At 40.0% G+C, this 23,127-nt stretch carries 19 protein-coding genes and 1 pseudogene; 14 read left to right on the forward strand and 6 right to left on the reverse strand.

Annotated elements, in window-relative coordinates; genetic code table 11:
* Positions 1–57 precede the first annotated feature (57 nt).
* Both FTV28_RS10865 and lipA read right to left on the reverse strand, forming a co-directional pair.
* A pseudogene (locus tag FTV28_RS10865) lies at positions 58–1,115 on the reverse strand (transcriptional regulator).
* A 233-nt stretch (positions 1,116–1,348) separates the two neighbouring features.
* A complete protein-coding gene (gene lipA, locus FTV28_RS10870) occupies positions 1,349–2,323 on the reverse strand; it encodes a lipoyl synthase (protein WP_131261973.1) in 975 nt (324 codons plus the stop codon).
* A 342-nt stretch (positions 2,324–2,665) separates the two neighbouring features.
* Here lipA and FTV28_RS10875 point away from each other — a divergent pair, with 342 nt between their 5' ends.
* Genes FTV28_RS10875 through FTV28_RS10900 form a run of 6 tightly spaced genes read left to right on the forward strand, consistent with a single transcriptional unit; the run spans position 2,666 to position 9,489 of the window.
* On the forward strand, positions 2,666–3,628 hold the full coding sequence (locus tag FTV28_RS10875; protein WP_131261972.1) for a thiamine pyrophosphate-dependent dehydrogenase E1 component subunit alpha: 963 nt from the start codon (positions 2,666–2,668) through the stop codon (positions 3,626–3,628).
* Positions 3,629–3,643: 15 nt separating this feature from the next.
* Positions 3,644–4,663 (forward strand): alpha-ketoacid dehydrogenase subunit beta, encoded by a 1,020-nt coding sequence (locus tag FTV28_RS10880; RefSeq protein WP_131261971.1) that lies wholly within the window; start codon positions 3,644–3,646, stop codon positions 4,661–4,663.
* Position 4,664: 1 nt separating this feature from the next.
* The gene (locus FTV28_RS10885; protein ID WP_131261970.1) at positions 4,665–6,200 is read left to right on the forward strand and encodes a 2-oxo acid dehydrogenase subunit E2; all 1,536 of its coding nucleotides are present in this window, start codon (positions 4,665–4,667) and stop codon (positions 6,198–6,200) included.
* An 11-nt stretch (positions 6,201–6,211) separates the two neighbouring features.
* A complete protein-coding gene (lpdA, locus tag FTV28_RS10890; RefSeq protein WP_131261969.1) occupies positions 6,212–7,612 on the forward strand; it encodes a dihydrolipoyl dehydrogenase in 1,401 nt (466 codons plus the stop codon).
* A gap of 11 nt (positions 7,613–7,623) precedes the next feature.
* On the forward strand, positions 7,624–8,409 hold the full coding sequence (locus FTV28_RS10895) for an acetoin reductase (protein WP_075166716.1): 786 nt from the start codon (positions 7,624–7,626) through the stop codon (positions 8,407–8,409).
* Between the two features lie 21 nt (positions 8,410–8,430).
* Entirely contained in the window at positions 8,431–9,489 is a 1,059-nt protein-coding gene (locus tag FTV28_RS10900; protein WP_004281883.1) for a 2,3-butanediol dehydrogenase, read from the forward strand.
* A gap of 310 nt (positions 9,490–9,799) precedes the next feature.
* Here the strand turns inward: FTV28_RS10900 and FTV28_RS10905 are convergent, their stop codons facing one another.
* Complete coding sequence (locus tag FTV28_RS10905) at positions 9,800–10,036, reverse strand: VF530 family DNA-binding protein (RefSeq protein ID WP_003651786.1); 237 nt, start codon at positions 10,034–10,036, stop codon at positions 9,800–9,802.
* 466 nt (positions 10,037–10,502) lie between these two features.
* Here FTV28_RS10905 and FTV28_RS10910 point away from each other — a divergent pair, with 466 nt between their 5' ends.
* Both FTV28_RS10910 and FTV28_RS10915 read left to right on the forward strand, forming a co-directional pair.
* Positions 10,503–11,828: an ISNCY family transposase gene (locus tag FTV28_RS10910; protein ID WP_179990460.1), complete on the forward strand. Its 1,326-nt coding sequence runs from the start codon at positions 10,503–10,505 to the stop codon at positions 11,826–11,828.
* Positions 11,829–11,975: 147 nt separating this feature from the next.
* The gene (locus tag FTV28_RS10915) at positions 11,976–13,310 is read left to right on the forward strand and encodes an ISNCY family transposase (RefSeq protein ID WP_179990462.1); all 1,335 of its coding nucleotides are present in this window, start codon (positions 11,976–11,978) and stop codon (positions 13,308–13,310) included.
* 190 nt (positions 13,311–13,500) lie between these two features.
* Here FTV28_RS10915 and FTV28_RS10920 read toward each other — a convergent pair whose 3' ends face one another.
* The gene (locus FTV28_RS10920; protein WP_096902547.1) at positions 13,501–13,959 is read right to left on the reverse strand and encodes a DUF2147 domain-containing protein; all 459 of its coding nucleotides are present in this window, start codon (positions 13,957–13,959) and stop codon (positions 13,501–13,503) included.
* Positions 13,960–14,379: 420 nt separating this feature from the next.
* Between FTV28_RS10920 and FTV28_RS10925 the strand changes: the two genes are divergently transcribed.
* From FTV28_RS10925 to FTV28_RS10940, 4 genes are all read left to right on the forward strand, one after another.
* Positions 14,380–16,239, forward strand: a complete 1,860-nt coding sequence (locus FTV28_RS10925) for an ABC transporter ATP-binding protein (protein WP_131261380.1) — start codon at positions 14,380–14,382, stop codon at positions 16,237–16,239.
* A gap of 227 nt (positions 16,240–16,466) precedes the next feature.
* Positions 16,467–17,495, forward strand: coding sequence for an AraC family transcriptional regulator (locus FTV28_RS10930; protein WP_096902549.1), 1,029 nt, complete (start codon positions 16,467–16,469; stop codon positions 17,493–17,495).
* 71 nt (positions 17,496–17,566) lie between these two features.
* On the forward strand, positions 17,567–17,941 hold the full coding sequence (gcvH, locus tag FTV28_RS10935) for a glycine cleavage system protein GcvH (protein WP_104851960.1): 375 nt from the start codon (positions 17,567–17,569) through the stop codon (positions 17,939–17,941).
* Between the two features lie 294 nt (positions 17,942–18,235).
* The gene (locus tag FTV28_RS10940; protein WP_131261381.1) at positions 18,236–19,426 is read left to right on the forward strand and encodes an MFS transporter; all 1,191 of its coding nucleotides are present in this window, start codon (positions 18,236–18,238) and stop codon (positions 19,424–19,426) included.
* Positions 19,427–19,549: 123 nt separating this feature from the next.
* Here the strand turns inward: FTV28_RS10940 and FTV28_RS10945 are convergent, their stop codons facing one another.
* Both FTV28_RS10945 and FTV28_RS10950 read right to left on the reverse strand, forming a co-directional pair.
* The gene (locus tag FTV28_RS10945; protein WP_179990464.1) at positions 19,550–20,608 is read right to left on the reverse strand and encodes a 3-deoxy-7-phosphoheptulonate synthase; all 1,059 of its coding nucleotides are present in this window, start codon (positions 20,606–20,608) and stop codon (positions 19,550–19,552) included.
* Positions 20,609–21,125: 517 nt separating this feature from the next.
* Positions 21,126–22,241, reverse strand: coding sequence for an S-(hydroxymethyl)glutathione dehydrogenase/class III alcohol dehydrogenase (locus FTV28_RS10950; RefSeq protein ID WP_004973720.1), 1,116 nt, complete (start codon positions 22,239–22,241; stop codon positions 21,126–21,128).
* 282 nt (positions 22,242–22,523) lie between these two features.
* Between FTV28_RS10950 and FTV28_RS10955 the strand changes: the two genes are divergently transcribed.
* The gene (locus FTV28_RS10955) at positions 22,524–22,712 is read left to right on the forward strand and encodes a hypothetical protein (protein ID WP_218944943.1); all 189 of its coding nucleotides are present in this window, start codon (positions 22,524–22,526) and stop codon (positions 22,710–22,712) included.
* A 57-nt stretch (positions 22,713–22,769) separates the two neighbouring features.
* A partial coding sequence (locus FTV28_RS10960; protein ID WP_179990466.1) for a helix-turn-helix domain-containing protein occupies positions 22,770–23,127 on the forward strand: 358 nt, incomplete at its 3' end.

Genomic DNA, 23,127 nt, shown 5'->3' on the forward strand with positions numbered 1-23,127 from the left:
GCTTCCTTTTCAATCTGTTTCACAATAAAACTTTAGAGTTGAAGCAACAGATCAAATCTAAATCATATTTGAAAAATAATTACGGTGGATACTGTCCTGTGGTAATAACTCTAATAAACGCTGTACCGCATCAATTCGGTCATGTGTTTGTCCAATAATTCTTAATAATTGATCGATATCCTTTATTTGATAGATCAACTGGCTCAAACGGGCATCAAAACAATGTCTCCAAGTGCTGAGTAAAGGGCTTTCTGATTTAGAGAGAAAGCTACCTTTATATAGTGAGAATGTACTGGAAATAAGATTTGCATTTAATGATTGTTCAGCACGTAAAAAATCACATTGGACTTCACAGCTAAGCCTATAAATGCGAGCTTCAATTGAATGAGGTAATAGGCTACGAAGTTGTGAAAGCTCAGCCTTTAGGGTTTTTAGGCTGACACTACGCTCACCATAAAGGGTATAGTGTAACTCTTCTAAGCCAATTCCATGGGGATTCAAAGCTAAAATGCAAAGTATTTCAATTTGACGGTGACTCAAGTTTAAAGTTTGCCCATTAAATTGAACCCAAGGTGAACCTAGCGCTTTAATGTACAAAAAATTTTGCTGCTCAAATTTTATGGCACGCTGTATTAAATCTGCACAGCGTTCAACTGCGAGCAACCCTAAAGGCGTATGTTTTTTATATTTTGTAGAAAGGTTAATAATGCCGTGAAATTGTCCCGATGTTGGGTCCCAAATCGGTGCGGCATAACAAACCCAATCTCTAACACTGTCCATTTGGTTTTCATGAGAATAGACGCAACTTGATATTTGGCTGTTTAACACCATACCAATCGCATTGGTTCCAACTGCCTGTGTAGACCAATGTCCGCCCTCAATAAAATGAACTTGTTCAGCAGAAGAAAGCATCGCTGAACTACTCCATGTCCACAAGAGAGTCCCGTGATGATCTGTAAGACCAATCGCCATATCTGAATCATTTGCTATTTTGAGTAAATCTGCATAATTATGCTGAATAGAAATGCTAAAACAGGGGCAGCATGCACAGTAGTTTGATTAATTAAATGGGTTGTTTGCAGCTTTTTTGCAGGTGCTGTATTGAACAGGTTCATATCATATTCCTTTATGATGAGACTGTAATATTTTTAAATTTTAGAAATGAGTTTCCAAATTTATAGTCATTTACGTCATTTCTTCTTGCTTCAATTTTAAATGCTTTTATCTTTGCTTGGTTAAATCATATCTTATGGCTTTACCAGTCCTTGAGTTACTTTAAAAGTGTTCTTATGAGCTGAAAATGGCTATTTCCATCTGAAATGTTAATAAACGTAAATAGGATGAAAATTCATTCGCTCATGTAAGGGCTAGGCACAGCTTCACCATGATACTGACGGTCTGCAAAATAACTTGATCGTACTAATGGCGCACTCCAAATATTTTTAAACGCTAAGCGCTCTCTATGTGTTTGATAATGCTTAAACTCTTGCAACGTAACAAAACGATGAATTGGCGCATGAGATTTAGATGGCTGTAAGTATTGACCGATTGTGACATAGTCCACTTGATAATCTTTCAAATCATTTAATAACACAATAACCTCAGCCTCGACTTCTCCTAAACCGACCATCAAACCGCATTTGGTTGGAATGTCGGGACAGTAGTGTTTAAATTTTTTGAGTAAATTCAATGAATGCTGATAGTCAGCGCCTGGTCGCATGGCTTTATACAGGCGTGGCACGGTTTCAATATTGTGATTAAAGACATCGGGTGGGTTTTGGCTCAGAATTTTAAGTGCAATATCTGCGCGACCACGAAAATCAGGAACCAAAACTTCAATCAAAGTGTCTGGACTAGTTTGACGAATTTCTCGAATGCAATCTGCAAAATGCTGTGCACCGCCATCTTTTAAGTCGTCTCGATCAACAGAAGTAATCACAACATACTTTAAGTTTAGATTCTTGACTGTTTCAGCCAGATGCTTTGGCTCATTAGGATCTAGGATATTAGGACGGCCATGCGAGACATCACAGAATGGACAGCGTCGAGTACAGATATCTCCCATAATCATGAATGTTGCTGTTCCACTACCGAAACATTGCGGCAAGTTAGGACAAGCTGCTTCTTCGCAAACGGTATGTAGTTTTTGTTGTCTTAATAAATCCTTAATGATTTGGACTTCCTCAGGTCGACTAATTTTAGTCCGGATCCATTCTGGCTTTTTCGGTATCGTTTCCGTTGGAACAACTTTAATTGGAATACGCGCCATTTTTTTAGCGCCACGTAGCTTCTTTCCAGTTAATACTGGGTTATTTAAATCCATTTCAAACACTCCGTCGTTTAAAATAATTAATATTGAGCCTGATATTAAATAAGCTGCTTTAAATGCATTAATAATATTAAAACAGGGCAAAAAACTTATCATATAAAACAAAGGTTGGTTAAAGGTTTGTTTTTGTATATAGCTGAATAATATTAAAAAATTTACAAATTTCTTAATTTTATAAACCATTGTTTTTAATGTTTATCTTATGTTTTTATGCATTATATTTTTTTAGTCTAATATGAAATTAAATGAAAATATTCTTATATAAATATACGATTTAAAAATCCAGTTATTCAATTTGGGATTTTCTTTTAAGCGTGGTAAATAAGGAACAAAGATATGCAATTAACGGAAGAGCAATTGCTAGCAGCATACAAAAGAATGCGCGACATTCGTGAATTTGAGGATAGACTTCACGATGAAAACAATACAGGTGATATCCCAGGTTTCATCCATCTTTATAGCGGTGAGGAAGCTGTTGCCGTAGGGATCTGTGAAAATTTAACAGATAAGGACTTCATTACCTCAACACATCGTGGTCACGGACATTGTATTGCAAAGGGCTGTGACATTCACGCCATGATGCTAGAAATTTTTGGCAAAGATGATGGTTTGTGTCGTGGTAAAGGCGGCTCAATGCACATTGCGGATTTAGATAAAGGCATGCTCGGTGCAAACGGTATTGTAGGTGGTGGTCCACCTTTGGCTATTGGGGCAGCTTTAAGTGCTAAAACACTCAAAAATGGTGGGATTGGTCTATCTTTTACTGGTGACGGCGGTTCAAATCAGGGCTTAACTTTTGAAGCCATTAATATGGCTGTTGTGTTAAAGCTTCCTGTCATTTTTGTTTTTGAAAATAACGGTTTTGGTGAAGGTACTGCACATGATTATGCCGTAGGCAGTAAAGACATTGCAGGCCGAGCAGCAGGTTTTGGCTTACCCGCTGAAAAAGTAGATGGAACAGACTTTTTTGCTGTGTATGAAGTTGCACAAAAAGCCATTGAACGTGCCCGCCGTGGTGAAGGCCCGAGTGTGATTGAAACAGTAACCAACCGTTTTTATGGACATTTTGAAGGTGATCCGGGGCTTATTCGTTCCAAAGAAGAACTGGATTATGTCAAAGAACATAAAGACCCATTGAAAATATTCCGTGAAAAAGTCAAGGATAAAATTGACGAAGCCAAAATGGATGCGATTGATGCCCAGTCTAAAGCCAATGTAGACGATGCCGTTGCAAAAGCACGTGCAGCTAAGTACCCAGAAGTCTCTCAGTTACTTACTGATGTTTACGTCTCTTACTAAAGGAATAGTAGAAAAATGCCAAATAAAAGTTATCGAAATGCGATTAAAGAAGCAATTGAATTAGAAATGCGCCGAGACTCAAGTGTCATTGTGGTCGGTGAAGATGTTCGTGGTGGGCATGGTGGCAAAAATACCGATGACAATAAACTGGAAGGTTTTGGCGGTGTACTTGGTGTAACCAAAGGCTTATGGACTGAATTTGGTTCTGAACGAGTCATTGATACGCCAATTACAGAATCAGCGATTATTGGTATGGCGGCAGGTGCTGCTGCAACGGGTTTAAGACCTGTGGCAGATTTAATGTTCATGGATTTTTACGGCGTGTGTTATGACATGCTGTATAACCAAGCGGCTAAATTCCGCTATATGTTTGGTGGCAAAGCCAAAGCGCCACTCGTTGTACGAGGCATGATCGGTGCAGGTTTTTCCGCAGCAGCGCAGCATTCTCAGTCGCCATATAACGTGTTTGCCTCAGTGCCTGGTTTAAAAGTGGTGGTGCCTTCAAGTGCCTATGATGTGAAAGGGTTGTTGATTCAAGCCATTCGAGATGACGATCCAGTAGTCTTTTGTGAGCACAAGTTGTTGTACGACATTAAGGGCGAAGTGCCAGATGAGGCCTACACTATTCCTTTTGGTGTCGCAAATTACACCCGTGAGGGCACAGATATCACCATTATTGCCTTAAGCTTGATGGTGCATCGTGCTAATGACGTTGCTGACAAGCTCGCAAAAGAAGGAATTTCGGTTGAAGTGGTTGACCCTAGAACCATTTCTCCATTGGATGAAGACGGTATTTTAGAGTCAGTGGCTTCAACAGGCCGTGTGGTGATTGTAGATGAATCTGCAGCGCGTTGTGGTTTCGGACATGATGTGGCTGCACTCATTGCACAGAAAGGCTTTCATTTTCTTAAAGCACCAATCGAGTTAGTCACTCCACCACACTCACCCGTACCATTTTCACCCGTATTAGAAAAAGAATGGCTACCTAGTGTAGAACGCATCGAACAAGCTGTACGTAAGACGTTGGAGGCTTAGGATGAGCGAAATTAAAACCTTAGAAATCCCAAAATGGGGTTTGTCCATGGAAGAGGGCACGATTGCCCAATGGCTGATTCAGGAAGGTACGCAATTTAGTAAAGGACAGGAAATTTGTGAAATTGAAACCACAAAAATCGTCAATGTTCTAGAAGCGCCTTTCGATGGCTTGCTACGAAAAATTATTGCTAAAGATGGTGATACCCTTGTCGTAGGAGGAGTCATTGCAATTTGTGCAGACGCCCAAGTTTCCGATGCAGAAGTTGAAGCATTTGCACAGTCCTTAGGTGGAACACCTGCTGTAACTGAAAATAAAGCGGTAGCAGCGGTTCCTGAAAAAGTCGATGTGGCTCAAGTTGAAACCAAAGTACAAGCTGCTCCTAAACAGAACAGTGTTGGTAATGGATCAAAAGCGGTGACTCAGGGCGGATATTCTATTCCTGATGAGTTACAAGGCTACCAACAAAGCGATGATATTTTTGCAACGCCACATGCCTTGAAATTGGCTGAAAAGCATAATGTAAACTTGGCTCAGATTACAGGTTCTGGACGTGAAGGCCGTATCAGTGTTCAAGATATTCAGGCCGCAGTTCATGCTGCTGGTGGTTCTTGGCCAGATGTACGTCATCAAGCCAGCACGAAAGCCGCGAAATCTAAAGCAGATGATAGTGATGTTCTAGCAACACCTGTTGCTCGCCGTTTGGCAAAACAATGGGGCATTAATTTGCATGATTGTCGTGTATCGGGTTCACGTGGACGAGTCTGTAAGGAAGATGTTGAAGCTGTATATCAACGTGAAAACCCTGTACAAGCTCAACATACTGAGTATGCGTATCCAACAGAGTCAGCAAAATTCACCACCGTAGCTATGAATGGTATGCGTAAAGCAATCGCTGCACGGCTACAAGCGGCAAAACGCAATGCACCACATTTTCGCTTAACGATAGACTTAAATGTTGAGTCGGTTCAGGCTTTGCGTCAGCAAATTAACAGTACTGTACCGCAAGTCAAACTGTCCATTAACGATATGCTGATTAAAGCTGCTGCTGCTGCACTGATTAAAGTTCCACAAGTTAATGTTCAGTTTGATGAAGAGAATCAGCAGATTTTACAGTTTGAACAGGCTGATATTTCGGTTGCTGTAGCCATCGAAAATGGACTGATCACGCCAATTATTAAAGCAGCGAACCGTAAATCTTTGGCGCAAATTTCCAATGATATGCGTGATCTGGTGACACGTGCCAAAACTGGAAAATTGGCACCTGATGAGTTTCAAGGGGGCAGTTTCAGTATTTCCAATTTAGGCATGCTTGGTATTCAACAGTTTGATGCCATTATTAACCCGCCTCAAGGTGCAATTCTAGCCTTAGGTGCAGCAGAGAAACGTGCTGTCGTTGAAAATGATGAGGTTGTTGTTCGTGAAATGGTGACCGCAACATTGTCTTGTGATCATCGTGTCATTGATGGTGCGTTGGGTGCTCAATTCTTATCGGCATTGAAGCAGTTTGTCGAAAATCCTGCATTAATTTTGGTGTAGGAGGAATAGCCATGTCAGATACACAATTTGATCTTGTGGTTATTGGTGCTGGTCCTGGAGGATATGTCGCTGCGATTCGCGCAGCGCAACTGGGATTAAAAACTGCAATCGTTGAAAAACAACACTTAGGCGGAGTGTGTCTTAATTGGGGATGCATTCCAACAAAGGCATTATTGAGCGGGGCTGCGCTTGCACAGCAGTTCAAACATGCAGGGCAGTTTGGCTTTACTCTTAACGCGATTGATTTTGACATTCAAAAACTGGTCCATCATAGCAGACAGGTTTCTGAGCAACTGGTGCAAGGTATCGGTCAACTATTGAAAAAAAATCAAATCACTGTTTTTAACGCAGCAGCCCAGTTTATTGCCAAAGAGCAATTAGAGCTTTCAGATGCGAATGGTCAAAAACAGCAGATTTCTGCACCGCATATTATTGTCGCAACAGGCGCACGTGCGGCCAATTTGCCTCATATTCCTGTAGATGGCTATCAGGTCTGGAGTTATAAAGAGGCTTTAGTTCCAGAACAATTACCAAAATCTTTACTAGTCATTGGTTCGGGTGCTATAGGCAGTGAGTTTGCAAGCCTATACCAAGACTTAGGCTGCCAAGTCACCTTGGTTGATATTGCAAAGCAGATTCTTCCTAGCGAAGACATTGAGGTTGCGAAGTATGTACAAAAGCAATTTGAACAGCAGGGTATGCAGGTTTTAACCGAAGCGACTGTAAAAAAAATAGAAACTGATCAGGCTCAAGTACATTGTCATATTGAAACTGCCACAGGTGTACAAATCATTACTGTTGAAAAGGTGCTTTCAGCTATTGGCGTGAAACCAAATGCTGAAAATCTTGGCCTAGAAGCTTTGGGAATTGAATTTGAGAATGGTTTTATTAAAGTCGACTCATGGTGTAAAACCAATGTAGTGGGCATTTATGCAATTGGTGATGTCGCAGGCGCACCGTGTTTGGCACACAAAGCCAGTCATGAAGCCATTCTTTGTGTGGAGAAAATTGCAGGCCTAAGTCATGTACATGCTTTAGATCGTACACAAATTCCGGGCTGTATTTTTACCCATCCGCAAGTGGCCAGTATTGGTTTGACAGAACAGAAAGCGAAAGCTGCGGGCTTGAATATCAATGTGGGTAAGTTTCCTTTGCAAGCCAATGGTAAGGCATTGGCTTTGGGCGATAGCGCAGGATTTGTTAAAACCATTTTTAGTCAGGAAACAGGTGAATTGTTGGGTGCTCACATGGTTGGGCATGAAGTCACCGAACACATCCAAGGTTTTGCGATCGCAAAATATCTAGAAGCAACCGATGAAAGCTTAGCACAGGTCATTTTCCCTCATCCTACTTTATCTGAGGCGATGCATGAGTCGGTCTTGTCTGCGATGCAACGTGCAATTCATATCTAAGGAGTCGCAACATGCCTAGAGGTTTAAACAATAAAGTTGCATTAATTACGGGTGCGGCACAAGGTATTGGACGCGGTATTGCCTTACGTTTAGCACAAGAAGGTGTTCATATTGGATTGGTCGATCTTCACCAAGAAAAGTTAAATACTGTTCAACAAGAGGTTGAAGCCTTTGGCGTAAAAGCCACCACATTTATTGCGGATATTTCAGATCCAATACAAATTAGTGACGCTATTAATCATGCAGAATCGACACTTAATGGCTTTGATATCATGATTAATAATGCAGGTATTGCACAAGTCAAAGCTTTGGCAGAAGTAACGCCGAGTGAATTTAACCAAATTATGAACATCAATGTCGGTGGTGTACTTTGGGGGATTCAAGCCGCAGCAAATAAATTTAAACAACGCCAACAGGCTGGAAAAATTATTAATGCATGCTCAATAGCAGGTCATGAAGGTTTTGCTTTGCTCGGTGTTTATTCGGCAACTAAATTTGCAGTTCGTGCATTGACGCAAGCTGCGGCTAAAGAATATGCCAGTGCTAAAATTACTGTAAATAGTTATTGTCCGGGTGTTGTTGGTACAGACATGTGGGTCGAAATAGATCAGCGGTTCTCTGAAATTACAGGTGCACCAATTGGTCAAACGTATAAAAAATATGTAGATGGTATTGCTTTAGGACGTGCTGAAACACCAGATGACGTGGCTGCATTAGTTGCATTTTTAGCCAGCGAGGATGCAAACTATATTACAGGTCAGTCTATTTTGACAGATGGTGGAATGGTTTACCGTTAATATCAACATAAGGAATACACAATGAAAGCAGCTCGTTTTTATGACCGAGGGGATATTCGAATTGAAGATATCCCTGAACCGAAAGTACTTCCAGGCACAGTTGGAATTCAAGTTGCGTGGTGTGGTATTTGCGGTACAGATTTACATGAATTCATGGAAGGCCCTATTTTTATTCCACCTTGTGGTCACCCACACCCAATTTCGGGAGAATCTGCACCTGTAACAATGGGACATGAATTTTCAGGCGTAGTTTATGCAGTTGGTGAGGGTGTAGACGATATCCAAATTGGACAACATGTCGTAGTTGAACCCTATATTATTGCGGATGATGTCCCGACTGGCCCAAATGATAAGTATCATTTATCAAAAAATATGAACTTTATTGGTTTAGGCGGACGCGGTGGTGGTCTTTCTGAAAAAATTGCAGTTCAGCGGCGTTGGGTACATCCTATTTCAAATGATATTCCTTTAGACCAAGCAGCATTGATAGAACCTTTATCTGTCGGTCATCATGCCTATGTCAGAAGCGGCGCAAAAGCTGGCGATATCGCACTGGTTGGTGGAGCAGGCCCAATAGGCTTACTTTTATCTGCTATTTTAAAGGCTAAAGGTCTCACGGTTATCATTACTGAACTGAGTGCAAAACGTAAAGAAAAAGCGATAGAAGCGGGTGTTGCCGATTATGTACTAGACCCATCTAAGGTTGATGTAGTTGCTGAGGTAATGAAAATTACAGAAGACCGCGGTGTAGATGTCGCTTTTGAATGTAGTAGTGTCAATAAAGTCATGGATACACTCGTTGCAGCAATGAAACCAACTGGTGTAGTCGTTATCGTTTCTATTTGGAGCCATCCTGCCACAATTAATGTGCATAGTGTGGTCATGAAAGAGCTCGATATTCGTGGAACGATTGCTTATGTCAATGACCATCAGGAAACCATCCGTTTAGTCGAGCAAGGTAAGATTAATCTAGAACCTTTTATTACCCAACGTATTGCATTAGATGATCTTGTTTCTAAAGGCTTTGAAACGCTGATTCATAATAATGAGTCTGCTGTAAAAATTATTGTTCATCCATAGTAAAGCCTAATTTGAATAAGCTAGAAATAAACTCTATGTAGCTATTTCTAATATCTTTATCGATAGAGAATGAGTCTGTACGTACAGATTCATTCTCAAATTTACAGTGTTGAGTGCCAGTATGATTTTGATCATACAGCCTAGTAAAGATAGAAAATAAGTTTTTAAATAAACCATAGGGATATAGACTAAATTTTGCCAGGAGAGTGGTGGCAGTCCACCACTAATTAAAAGATGTCTACAAAATCATTGGCTATTCAATAAGTTTAATTTACTGTTTGGTATAAAATATTATGCTGAGTTTTGATAGCTACGATTTTTGTTTGGCTTTTTGACGTAAGACATACAAATATAAGCTTTCAACTTTTTCACGTGCCCATGGTGTGGTACGTAAAAACCGTAATGATGACTTAACACTTGGATCTATACAAAAACATCTAATTTCAATTTTACGACTTAAGCCTTCAAAGCCACCATAGTAATCCAATAACTCATCCAAAATGTCAGCAAGTTTTTTGCCGTGTAGAGGATCATTGGAGGCATTCATAATAGATAAACCATATTTTTGGAGGCCATCATTATAACCTGAGCTAGTTGAAAAATGGGAGGGTTGAAATTTAAACATAATTAACATTGATGTGTGCTGAAATAGCAGGAGACATTCACTTGTGAGATTCTAGTCAGCCGACTTGTAAAAATCTTCTGCCATTTGATTTAGTGTCTTAAAATGTAGACCTTTCTTTTTATAGAATAAGACCTTAAAGAAAACCTATTTAACTGAAGCAAACATAAAAGTGCATTACTAATTTGACAGATAATAAAACCTGATTTAATCTATATCAGAAATAATGAACAAATTAGCAGGTGTTATTTATTTAACATAATATAGATTATGCGCAATGGTATTGTAACTCCAAAATAGAAATGTCCGGTTTCTCCAAAGTAAAAATGTCCGCTTTTAGAATATGCACTTTTGCAATTTCGTTAGCGGACGGTTTGATATGTTGGTGTCTATGTCGGATAAAGAACTTAAACGATTGTCGGTCTTGCAGGAAATCTGCGATCAACGCATAACTCAATCCCAGGCTGCTCAGCTACTTCATATTTCAGAACGTCAGATCAGACGCTTACTGCAGAAATACAAAGCTCAAGGTCCCGCTGCATTAGCCCATGCCGGTCGTGGCCAAATCAGCAATTCCAAACTTCCTGAAGAACTCAGACTCAAGTGCCTCAATATTGTTTCTGACCAACTCCATGGTTTCGGACCCACTTTAGCGCATGAAAAGCTCACCACCGTACATGGATTCGATCTTTCAGTAGAAACCCTGCGTTCCTGGATGATTGCAGCTGACTTATGGATTCCTCGATCCAAGCGCCTGAAACGCCCGTATCAGCCTCGTTACAACCGGGATTGCTTTGGTGAACTGATCCAAATTGATGGCTCATATCATGACTGGTTTGAAGGACGCGCTGCTAAATGCTGTCTGCTGGTGTTTATCGATGATGCTACAGGAAAATTGCAGCATTTACGCTTCTGTGAATCAGAATCAGCCTTTGATTATATGATTTCAACACGCTTGTATGTTGAGCAGCATGGTAAGCCGTTGGCATTTTACAGCGACAAACATTCAGTCTTCAGGGTGAATCAAAGCAGCAAGAAAGACACCAAGATTACCCAGTTTGGACGCGTACTCAGTACCCTGAATATCGATATCATCTTCGCCAATTCACCACAGGCCAAAGGCCGTGTGGAACGTGCCAACAGAACCCTTCAGGACCGTCTGATCAAGGAGATGCGTCTGGAAGGTATCAGCTCGATTGAGCAAGCTAATGCCTGGCTACCCTGCTTCATTGAGCAGTTCAATCAGAAGTTCGCCAAGATGGCTTTTAATCCTAAGGATCTACATCGGCCTATCACTGAAACAGCCGAAGAATTAGATGATATTTTTACTTGGCGTGAACCCCGCAGAGTCACGAATAGCCTGACGATTACTTATGATAAATGCGTATATCTCCTGGAAAACACCGAAGAAAATCAAAGGTTGATCGGTAAGTATCTTGAGTTCCTGGAATACCCGGATGGTAATGTAGCCCTCATGCATGATGGCCGAAAGATCAATTACAGCCTCTTCGATAAATTAAGTCAGCTGAATCAGCGAGAGATTGTTGAGAATAAACGGTTGGGTGCTGTTCTGAATCATATCCAACAACAGCATGAAGAACTGGAACAACAAAACAAACGCAATCGTTCTCAAAAGATGCCAAGCAGACGTGCACAGAAAATAGCAATCAAAGAACGAAATCTAAATCCTGTGCTTGACTTGGAATTGTCCATATAGGACATTTCTATTTGGTTATTAGGTAGGACATTTCTACTTAGGAATAACAGGTATTGTTAGAAACCATTTAAAGTGTCTGTATTCTCACCAATAAAAATGTCTGGTCTATGATGCGCATCAACATCATGGACTGGATATAAACTTGAGATGCTGATCACTATGTCTGACAAGGAAATACAACGTCTTGCAGTCCTGCAAGATGTTCGAGATCAACGTATTACACAAGTCCGTGCTGCAGAAATTCTGAATCTTTCAACACGCCAAATTACTCGATTATTGCACAAGCTCAATCAAGACGGTGTTTCAGGTCTGGCACATGCCAGTCGTGGTCAACCGGGTCATCGTCGTCATGATGACTTGTTAAAATCAAAGTGCCTTTCCATTATTTCTGAACATCTGCTGGGCTTTGGTCCCACCTTGGCGCATGAGAAACTCAACAGCATGTTTGACCTGAATATCCCTGTAGAAACGCTTCGGCGCTGGATGACTGCAAATGGTCTCTGGATTCCGCGATCCAAGCGCCAGAAACGTCCATATCAACCTCGATATAACCGCGATTGCTTTGGTGAGCTAATCCAGATTGATGGCTCATATCACGATTGGTTTGAAGGACGTGACGCTAAATGCTGCTTGTTGGTTTATATTGATGATGCCACTGGAAAGCTGTTGCATCTGCGCTTTTGTGAGGCCGAAACGACCTTTGATTATATGCTTTCAACCCGAGCCTACATTGAGCAATACGGCAAGCCTTTGGCCTTTTATAGCGATAAACACTCAGTATTTCGAGTCAATCAGAAATCCAAGCAAGACAGCCAGATCACGCAATTTGGCAGGATTCTCAACGAATTAAACATCGATATTATCTTTGCCAACTCACCACAGGCCAAAGGACGTGTGGAACGCGCCAACAGAACTCTGCAGGATCGCCTGATCAAGGAAATGCGTTTGGAAGGCATCTGCTCAATTACCGAGGCCAATGCTTGGCTGCCCTGCTTCATTGAGCAGTTCAATCAGAAGTTTGCCAAATGTGCGAGAAACTCGAAGAACTTGCATCGACCTTTAACGGAATCTGATGCTGAGCTAGAGGATATTTTTACCTGGCAGGAACCGCGTAAGGTCACGAAGAATCTGACTATCACGTATGACAAGTGTATTTATATGCTTGAGCCAACACCACTGAACCACAAACTTGTTGGGCAATACATAACATTTTTAGAGTATCCAGATGGTACTGTGGCCATCATGCACGAAGGACGGAAGATCAACTACAGTATTTTCAATAAACTGGCTAGACTGCAGCAGATTGAAGTAGTTGAGAATAAAAGATTAGGTGCGGTTCTGGCCCATATCCAGCAACAACATGAAGAGTTGGAAAAACAAAATAAAAGTTCCCGTGCCAAGAAAAGTATGCCGAGTCGTAAAGCTCAGAAAGTTGTTATTGAACAAAGAAATTTAAATCCTGTTCTTGACTCTTGCAGTTAAAAACAGGACATTTTAAATGGTTTATCGCATAGACATTTTAATTGGTGAATAACAAATAAATATTAAGTAATTGATATGTATTAAGTTATTTTAAGTATTCGGTATCTCAATTTACCTTATCATTCACAAAAAGATAAAAAGCTACTCAATCTTTCAATCAAGTAGCTTCAAAAATACGCCGTACAATCTGTTAAAGTTTTTTCCAAGTCATCGTGCTAATCGCATTCGCGCTCTTGGCTTTGCCATATACTTTCATTTGATTATTCGCCGCATTTAATTGAGCATCAATTTTATAGACATAACCATCTTTCGGATTAATCCATTGTCCTTGCGAAAATTGTTTTGGATTTGAATTTGCTACCAAGCCTTCTAATGCCTGCATGCCTTTTATGGGCTGATTCTTTAAGTTGCCTTGGCATTTGCTACATACCTCTAATTGAGTTGTGCCTACCGACAATAAATTTCGAGTAATTACAGCACTATATTCCGAAGTTTTAGAGTTCTTACGAATCACAATTTCCGCAACATAATGCCCTGTATGATCATCAATGACTTTCCATGTACCAATCAATGGATCAAATGGCATGGCTTGAACAGGAAAAATAAATCCAAAATATAGTGCAATTGCACCTAAAAAGTTACGCATCATAAAAATATCAACTTAAAACCAATTTACAGCACGGTTGTGCTAAAAATGGGCGTGATTATAGCAATCAATGTTGAGTTTAAATAAATTTTTCATAAAAATTAAATATTTATATGCTATTGGTTCGATGAAATATCATTAAAAATGTGAACCAATACGCTTTTTATGGGTAGATGAATTTTGATGCGTTGCAGCTTTATGCATAAAAGTGAATCTTCGACATGGTTTTGTATGCAAATTAACCATCTATATTTCTTCTTTCAACATTTGCTGTGTTATGGCGTAAACTAGCTCTACAAGTTGGAGTGTTATTCGTTATGAAAATTCAGGTGAATACCCTTGGTTTTATCCCAAGCACTTGTTTTTAATTCTTTTAATTTTGTATGTCGTTAAATTTAAGTTTAGTCATCAAGGTAATATCGTATGCTCAAGTGGTTCGAGAAACTTATAGATCCTTATCCAAATAAAGGTTTGACCGAACCCTTGCCAACCACGTTTTTTGCCTTTGTTTGGCAAGCAGCTTCAGGTGTACGTCCATATTTATTGTTATTGGTTTTATGTACTGCAGGCGCTGCCAGCTTTGAAGCTTTGCTATATGCAAAAATTGGCGATTTAGTCACATGGCTTAGTCAAAGTCAGCCAGGTACTTTCCTTGCGCAACATCAGCAGAACCTTACTTTGCTGTTTTGTATTTTATTGGCCAATATCTTTTTTGCCAGTGCGCAGTCAATTGTGAAGCATCAAATGTTATACAGTGGTTTTCCAATGCGTTTGCGTTGGCGTTTCCACAATTTAATGTTGCAACAAAGTCTGGATTTTTTCCATAATGATTTTGCAGGAAGACTCTCTGCCAAAGTCATGCAAACCGCCTTAGCAGTACGTGAGTTTTGGGTCATTTTGGGCGATATGCTTGCCTATGTATTCATTTACTTTATTACGATTAGTCTGGTATTGGGCGCAATTTCTCCAATGCTCATTTTGCCGTTATTGCTATGGTTGGCTTTATTTATTCTTGCAGCAGCTTATTTTATTCCGCGTTTGAGCAAAGTATCTAATGAACAAGCCGATGCACGTGCAGTGATGACAGGACGTGTGACCGATGCTTATACCAATATCCAAACCGTAAAATTGTTTGCGCATGCAGGTCGTGAAAGCCAATACGCCAAAGCATCTATGCAAGAATTTATGGTGACGGTTTATAAACAAATGCGTTTGGGCGCTCAATATGAAATCAGCATCAATTTACTGAGCGTGGTGTTGTATGTAGGCGTTTTAGGTACTGCAATTTGGCTGTGGTTAAATGGTCGTGCAGAATTGGGGATTATTGCAGCCACCACAGCCATGATTCTTAAACTCAACAGTATTGCCGAGTTTATGATGTGGCAGACCTCTGCCCTGTTTGAAAATGTCGGCACCATTCAAGACGGTATGAAAACTCTTGGACGTCCAATTGCGATACAAGATAAAGCCGATGCGAAGCCATTACAAGTTACTCAAGGCGAAATTCAGTTTAAAGATGTAAGTTTTGCTTATAACAGTAAAAACGTGATTGACCAGTTTAATCTGCATATTGGTGCAGGCGAAAAAATTGGTATTGTGGGACGCTCAGGTGCAGGTAAATCGACCTTAATTCAAATGCTCTTGCATTTTTATGAACTCAAACACGGCTCAATTATGATTGATGGGCAAAATATTGAGGATGTGACCCAAGACAGTTTGCGTAAAAATATTGCACTTGTGACTCAAGATACTTCATTATTACATCGTACTGTGGCTGAAAATATTAAATATGGGCGACCTGACGCCACTGATGCAGAAATGTTTGAAGCAGTACGCAAAGCTAAAGCCGAGGAATTTATTCCACAATTGACCGATTTACGTGGCAAAAAAGGCTATGAAGCCTACGTGGGAGAACGAGGTGTTAAACTTTCAGGCGGACAACGTCAACGTATTGCCATTGCCCGTGTTTTCTTAAAAGATGCACCTATTTTAATTTTAGATGAAGCCACCAGTGCGCTCGACTCTGAGGTTGAAGCGGCAATTCAATCGAGCCTCGATGAACTCATGCAAGGTAAAACTGTAATCGCGATTGCACACAGACTATCTACCATTGCACAAATGGATCGTTTAATTGTGCTCGATCAAGGACGTATTGCAGAACAAGGTACGCATGATGAACTGGTGGCTATGAACGGAATTTATGCACAACTTTGGCAGCGTCAAACAGGTGGTTTTTTAATTGAACAAGATAAAATCGTAAAACCATCGACTGATAAAAATTAGCATCTCCAGCAACTTTGCTGTAACTCAGGCTTTGATGAAATGCAGATTTATCGCATATAGTCAAAGCCTGTTTTGTCTAACAATTTCCATAGAATTTCTTTAATTTTCATGCCAAGATGCAATATGTCATCTACGTTCTTATGTCGCCGTTTGGCAAACTAAGATATGCATAGATGACAGTCGCTAAGGCAAATTAAAATAAAATTAGCAAATGCAATGGAACATGCATGAAAACAATATCAGCACGTCAGGAACAAGGTGTTCCAGGGGTTTATGGCTTATTGGTTTTGGATGTTGTATCCCGTTGGGGTTATAACGCAGATACCTTATTTGCACCATTTCAACTCAATAGCGAAATGTTGGCAGACCCAGAATGTCGTATTCCTACACCTATTGCCAATGAGTTGGTTAAACATGCTTTAAAACTTACAGGCGAATCGACGCTCGGTTATCATCTTGGTACGCAAATGCGCATTTCCATTCATGGCTTTATTGGCTATGCGATTATGACTGCGCATGAAATTAGTGATGCGTTGATTTTAGCCAATCGTTTTATTCAACTGCGTATGCCCTTTTTACAATTGTTTTTCTCAACTTTTGGTGAAAAAGCCAGTCTGCAATTGCAGTGTGATATTCACATGGAACCTTTACGCACAGAAATCGCTATCGCTTTAATTATTGGCATGATCACCATGAGTAAAGCCATGACAGGTACAGAACACTTTACGGGCGAAGTCGATTTTGACTTCCCAAAACCTGCGGGTTTTGATCAATATTTTGCGAAATTTCCTTATCATCAATTCCGTTTTGATCAGCCGTATTTAGGTTTAAGTTTTGACAAGCAATATCTAGGCTTAAAAATGATTAATGCCGATCCTATTGCCAGTCAAATTGCGATTAATCAATGTGAAGCCGAACTTTCTGCTTTAGGTGAACGTCGCCGCATTTCTATGCGAGTACGTGATATTTTAACCCACGCAGAACAGCATTATTTAAGCATTGAAAATGTTGCCGACTATCTACACATGTCCGACCGCACACTCAAACGTCAACTGGCTGCAGAAGGTACTTCATTTTCAAACTTGGTCGATGAAGTACGTTATCGGCATGCAACTTCCCTGCTTTCCCGTACAGACTACACGCTAGAACAAATTGCCGATGAATTGGGTTATAGCGATGTGGCTAATTTTAGTCGTGCTTTTAAACGCTGGAGTGGACGCAGTCCGAGCAATTGGCGTAAAGATCCGTATTTATAAACTTTTGTTTTTGGCAAAAAGCATGTATAAAACATGGCAAAAAGATTCGATACAATTTAAGGAGTTATCAAATGAATCACCCTGCTGAATTAAAATATGCAAGAACACATGAATGGGTGCGTATTGAAGGTGATTTGATCGTCACAGGTATTTCAGACCATGCACAAGATGCTTTAGGCGATTTGGTCTATGTAGAAGCACCTGAAGTTGGTCAAAAAGTAATTGCGGGTGAACAAGCAGGTGTGGTTGAGTCTGTTAAAACAGCTTCAGATATTCACGCCCCTGTTTCAGGCGAAGTAGTTGAAGTGAATAGCAATTTAGAAGATGACCCTGATTTTGTGAATGATGAACCGTATGGCAAAGGCTGGATTTATAAAATCAAACCAGACAATATGGCAGATGTAGAACAGCTTTTATCAAGTGCAGACTATGAATCTGGCTTATAAGCCTTAAATTTGCAGCGTTTAATCGCTCAAATTCAAAGAAATCAGCTTCGGCTGATTTTTTTGTATTGCAACTTTAGAAAATAAACCTAATTATCTTTATTTGATAAAATAATTAAAATAATTTCATTAAAATCTAATTTTAAGTTTAATTTTATTGAATAGCTGTACTTTTCACATAAATGGGTTTATTATTTTTTGCATGATCTCGCGGTGTGATGACTTCCAATAACAAAGCATCTGTATAACAAAGTACACATTGCACGCTACTCCACTCACCATATATAGGTTTAAGTTATGTCAGCTATAAATGTCGAACATTTATGGAATAAGTCGTTTATTCTCTGCTTATTCAATAACTTGTTCTTATTCATATTTTATTTTGCGCAAACGACAATTTTGCCTATTTATATTGTGAATGAGTTGGGTGGTAGCTTGTCACAGGCAGGTTTAGCCATGACTTTGTTTATGTTATCTGCAATCGCGATTCGCCCATTTAGCGGTTTGATTATTGAAAAATTTGGTGTAAAGAAAACCTTATATGTTTCTGAAATCATGTTTTGTCTGTGTAGCGTGGCATACATTTTTGTAGATAGTTTACTGTTTCTACTCGTACTGCGTTTTTTACATGGGATTTGGTTCAGCATTGTCACCACAGTTACCGTCCCTATTGCCAATAACTTTATTCCAGACAGTCGCAAAGGTGAAGGTATGGGCTATTTTTTGGTGTCAGTAAATTTAGGGATTGTATTGGGACCTTTAATTGGTTTAAGTCTGATTCAAAGTGTTTCTTATGCCAGTATTTCTACCTTACTATCCGTCAGTGTTTGGGTAGGTTTCGCCTTCTGTTTAATGATTCCAATTGCGACCCAAAAAGTAAAAACTGAAACAACACCTAAACGTAAATTAGGGCTTCAAGATTTTGTAGAGAAAAAAGCAATTCCTGTATCACTCATGGCGATGATGGTTTCTTTCGCGTATGCCAGTATTATGTCATTTATTTCCACCTTTGCAGAATCACGCAATATGCTGTCTTATGCGAGTTTATTCTTCGTGATATTTGCAGTTTCGATGATGATTTTGCGCCCAATTACAGGCAAAATTTATGATCGTAAAGGGGCGAGTTATGTGATTTATCCTGCAATTATATTATTTGCTTTAGGATTAATTGTCTTGAGTCAGGTACACAGTGTATTCGGTTTTATGTTGGCTGCTGCATTAATTGGTGTAGGGTTCGGGTCTGCCCAACCTTGCCTGCAAACCATTTCAATTCAACGCTCCCCTAAAGATCGTATTGGTCATGCCACATCTACGTATTTTTGTTGTTACGATATTGGTATCGCCTTAGGCGCGTTAATTCTAGGTTGGATTATTGCGGGTTATGACTATACCGCAGCGTATTTGCTCTGTGCTGTTGTGACCTTAATCAGTTTAATTTTCTATAAATTTGTTGTGGCTAAACAACCTAATGCAGATATTCAGGCTTAGTTTTTAATAGCAGCAAAAGAATTGTTATTTTAAAAACTAATCTAAGAAGAGTTGATTTTTAAATACTCTCCCACCCAAAAAACCTGAAATTTCAGGTTTTTTGGGTTTCTGGAGTTTTATTTTTTATGCAGTTTTAGCCAAAACCTGACGATTTAAGCTTTCAGCGACCTCAATAAGCAGTTGTTCAGTCTTATCCCAACCCAAGCAGCCATCGGTAACAGATTGACCATAAGTCATCTCGCAAGAAATCTTTTGATTTCCATCCACCAAATGACTTTCTAACATGATGCCACGGACTTGCGTCTGTTCACGTTCTGCCACAATGGTACGCAAGACTTGCGGTTGTTGTTGTGGGTCTTTATGGCTGTTACCGTGACTACAGTCAATAATCAATGCAGGCAACTGCCCTTTGGCTTTGTGCTGAATTTTCTCAATTTCTGCCAATTGATAATTTGGCCCTGAATTTGCGCCACGTAAAATTAAATGCGCGTGTGGATTACCTTGTGATGACAAAATAGCAGGTAAACCCGACTGGCTCATTCCCATGAATTGATGTGGATGACTTGCCGATTGAATTGCATCTAATGCAATTTGAATTGAGCCATCAGTTCCGTTTTTGAAACCAATGCTATACGGCATGGCGCTAGAAATTTCACGGTGAATTTGTGATTCACTGGTACGTGCGCCAATTGCACCCCAAGCCAGTACATCATCAAAATATCCCGTTGCCATTGGGCTTAAAATTTCAGAAGCAATTGGTAAACCCATTTCTATAATTTGTAGATACAGTTCACGTGATTTTTCTAAGCCTAATTGCATGTTTGCAGAGCTATCTAAGTCTGGGTCATACAAAAAGCCTTTCCAGCCTACCGTAGTACGTGGCTTTTCGATATAGGCGCGCATCACCAAGAAAATTTGATCTGAAACTTGGCTTTGTAATTGTTTTAATTTTTCTGCATATTCGAGTGCTGCTTGCGGATCATGAATTGAACAAGGTCCTGTAATGACCAATAAGCGAGGGTCTGTGCCCGCTAAAATGTTCTGAATAATTTGTCGATGTTGTGCGATTTGTTGTTTTAGCGCAGATGAAAGTGGGAGTTGCGCTTTGAGTTGATGCGGTAAACTTAAACTAATTTCAGTATTGTTGGTCTGTTGTTGTAAAGCAGTATTTAAAGCATTCATTGGTCTGTTCCTTTGGACTGTTTCTCTTTTTTACAGTCCGATCATTTATTTCAGCGTTATGGGTCTAATGGATTGCAAGGTTTGAGTCATAGATTGACTAAAGTAAAACCAATAAAAGTTGCTAAAGTATGAATAATTAACGTTGTACATGATTAAATCTCCGAAAAACCTATAAAATTCAAAACACCAGACATAAAAAAACCTGATCAGGGTTGCCGATCAGGTATCAACTGGTGGGCAACCTTTTGCCCGAACGCGACTCAGGCAATCATTGAAACTGCCAAAAGTAATAGTAAGCGTTTGCGATTAAAGGTTGCTTTAACATCTTGTTTTCATCAAAAAATGAGCTGTTAAAATTAAAATACGCTGTATTGTTCCGTTTGGCAATCCTTTTTGTAAAATAATTTTTATTGGATGTATTTATTAAAATTAAGCTGCTGTTTTAGCGAATCCAGGGGTTAAAAAAACCAAGCCGAAGCTTGGTTTTTGTTGGGTCTTTATTTAAGCGCGTTACTCATCATTGATCAAAATGAATCACACTACGAATAGATTTACCCTCATGCATTAAATCAAAGGCTTCATTAATTTGGTCTAGCCCCATGGTGTGCGTTACAAATGGTTCGAGTTGAATATCACCCTTCATGGCTTCTTCAACCATGCCTGGCAATTGCGAACGACCTTTTACACCACCAAACGCAGTTCCTTTCCAAGTACGACCTGTCACCAATTGGAATGGACGAGTTGAAATTTCCTGACCTGCACCTGCAACACCAATAATAATGGATTGTCCCCAACCACGATGCGCACATTCCAAAGCGGAACGCATCACATTGGTATTTCCAATACATTCAAAAGAATGATCTACGCCCCAACCTGTTTTTTCAACAATGACTTCCTGAATTGGGCGGTCATAATCTTTTGGATTTAAGAATTCGGTTGCACCAAATTGTTCTGCCAATTTGAATTTCTCTGGGTTGGTATCAATGGCGATAATACGGCTGGCTTTGGCTTTATGCGCACCTTGCACAACTGCTAAACCAATACCACCTAAGCCAAATACCGCAACGGTATCGCCTTCTTGGACTTTTGCAGTATTTTTAACTGCACCTAAACCAGTTGTAACACCGCAACCTAATAAGCAAACTTGCTCATGATTGGCTTCAGGATTAATTTTTGCTAAAGATACTTCAGCAACTACCGTATATTCACTAAAGGTTGAACAGCCCATGTAGTGATAAATCGGTTGTCCATTATAAGAAAAACGTGTCGTGCCATCAGGCATTAAACCTTTACCTTGTGTCGCACGTACGGAAACGCATAGGTTGGTTTTACCAGATTTACAGAATAAACATTCGCCACATTCTGCTGTGTAAAGCGGAATCACATGATCGCCTGGTTGAACACTGGTCACACCCTCACCAACTTCAACCACAATACCTGCACCTTCATGCCCAAGAACTGCAGGGAAAACACCTTCAGGATCTTCACCCGATAAGGTAAATGCATCGGTATGGCATACCCCTGTGTGGGTAATTTTGACCAAGACTTCTCCAGCCTGCGGCGGTGCAACATCAATTTCAACAATTTCAAGCGGCTGACCTGGGCCGAATGCGACGGCTGCACGTGATTTCATGAGCAAATTATCCCTAAAAAATACATTAACAGATGATAAGGGGCTGCTGACAATTCGTCTATGTTTGCGATGTGAGAGAGATATCTCGCAAGCTATTTATAAAATATCAACAGACTCTCACAATACCCTCTTTCTATTCAGAGTTTCAAGCATTAACATGAGGATAATCTCCATGTATAAATACAGAATGACTTAAGAATAATCATGAAGATCCAAAGACCTTGTTACTGGCTTGGAATGTTGGCTTTTTTCGCTATTTTACTGACAGGATGCAGTTTACCGATGAATCAAGCGAGCAAAGATAGCCCTGTTGAGCATTATGTAGATCATTGGCTGAATGGTCAGGAAATTGATGCACATTTATCCCAAAATTTAACAGCGTATCTTTCTCTAAATGATGCCTTTAGTAGCATCGCCTCGCGTTTATATTTGATTCAAAAAGCACAGCACCATTTAGATTTACAATATTAAGTTGACAAAAATAACTAATCATGCGAAAAAGTTTTTTTAGTTAACAGATGTTCACACATGCCTCGAATTGTTTCTGTACCACTTAGTTTAGAACAGCGAGAACGACTCATTTTTCTGGCCAAGCATGCAAAACATTGGCGTGAAAGACAACGTGCCCAAACTATTCTCTGGCTTTCTGAAGGTAAAAGTGTTGCGGAAGTTGCCACTCTACAAGAACGTATCCCAGAAACCATAAGGCTACAACGCCGACGTTGGGAATTGTATGAGTTTGAATCGATTAAAGAAGGCCATCGCTCAGGTCGGCCCAATACATTGATCTCAGACTATCAGGCGAAAATCCTAGATTGGGTCAATACAAGTCCACTCAATGCAGAACAAATCCGAGTCAAACTACATGAAGAATACGAAGTGTCCG

The sequence above is a fragment of the Acinetobacter sp. YH12252 genome, assembly GCF_013417365.1.
Lineage (GTDB): Bacteria > Pseudomonadota > Gammaproteobacteria > Pseudomonadales > Moraxellaceae > Acinetobacter > Acinetobacter towneri.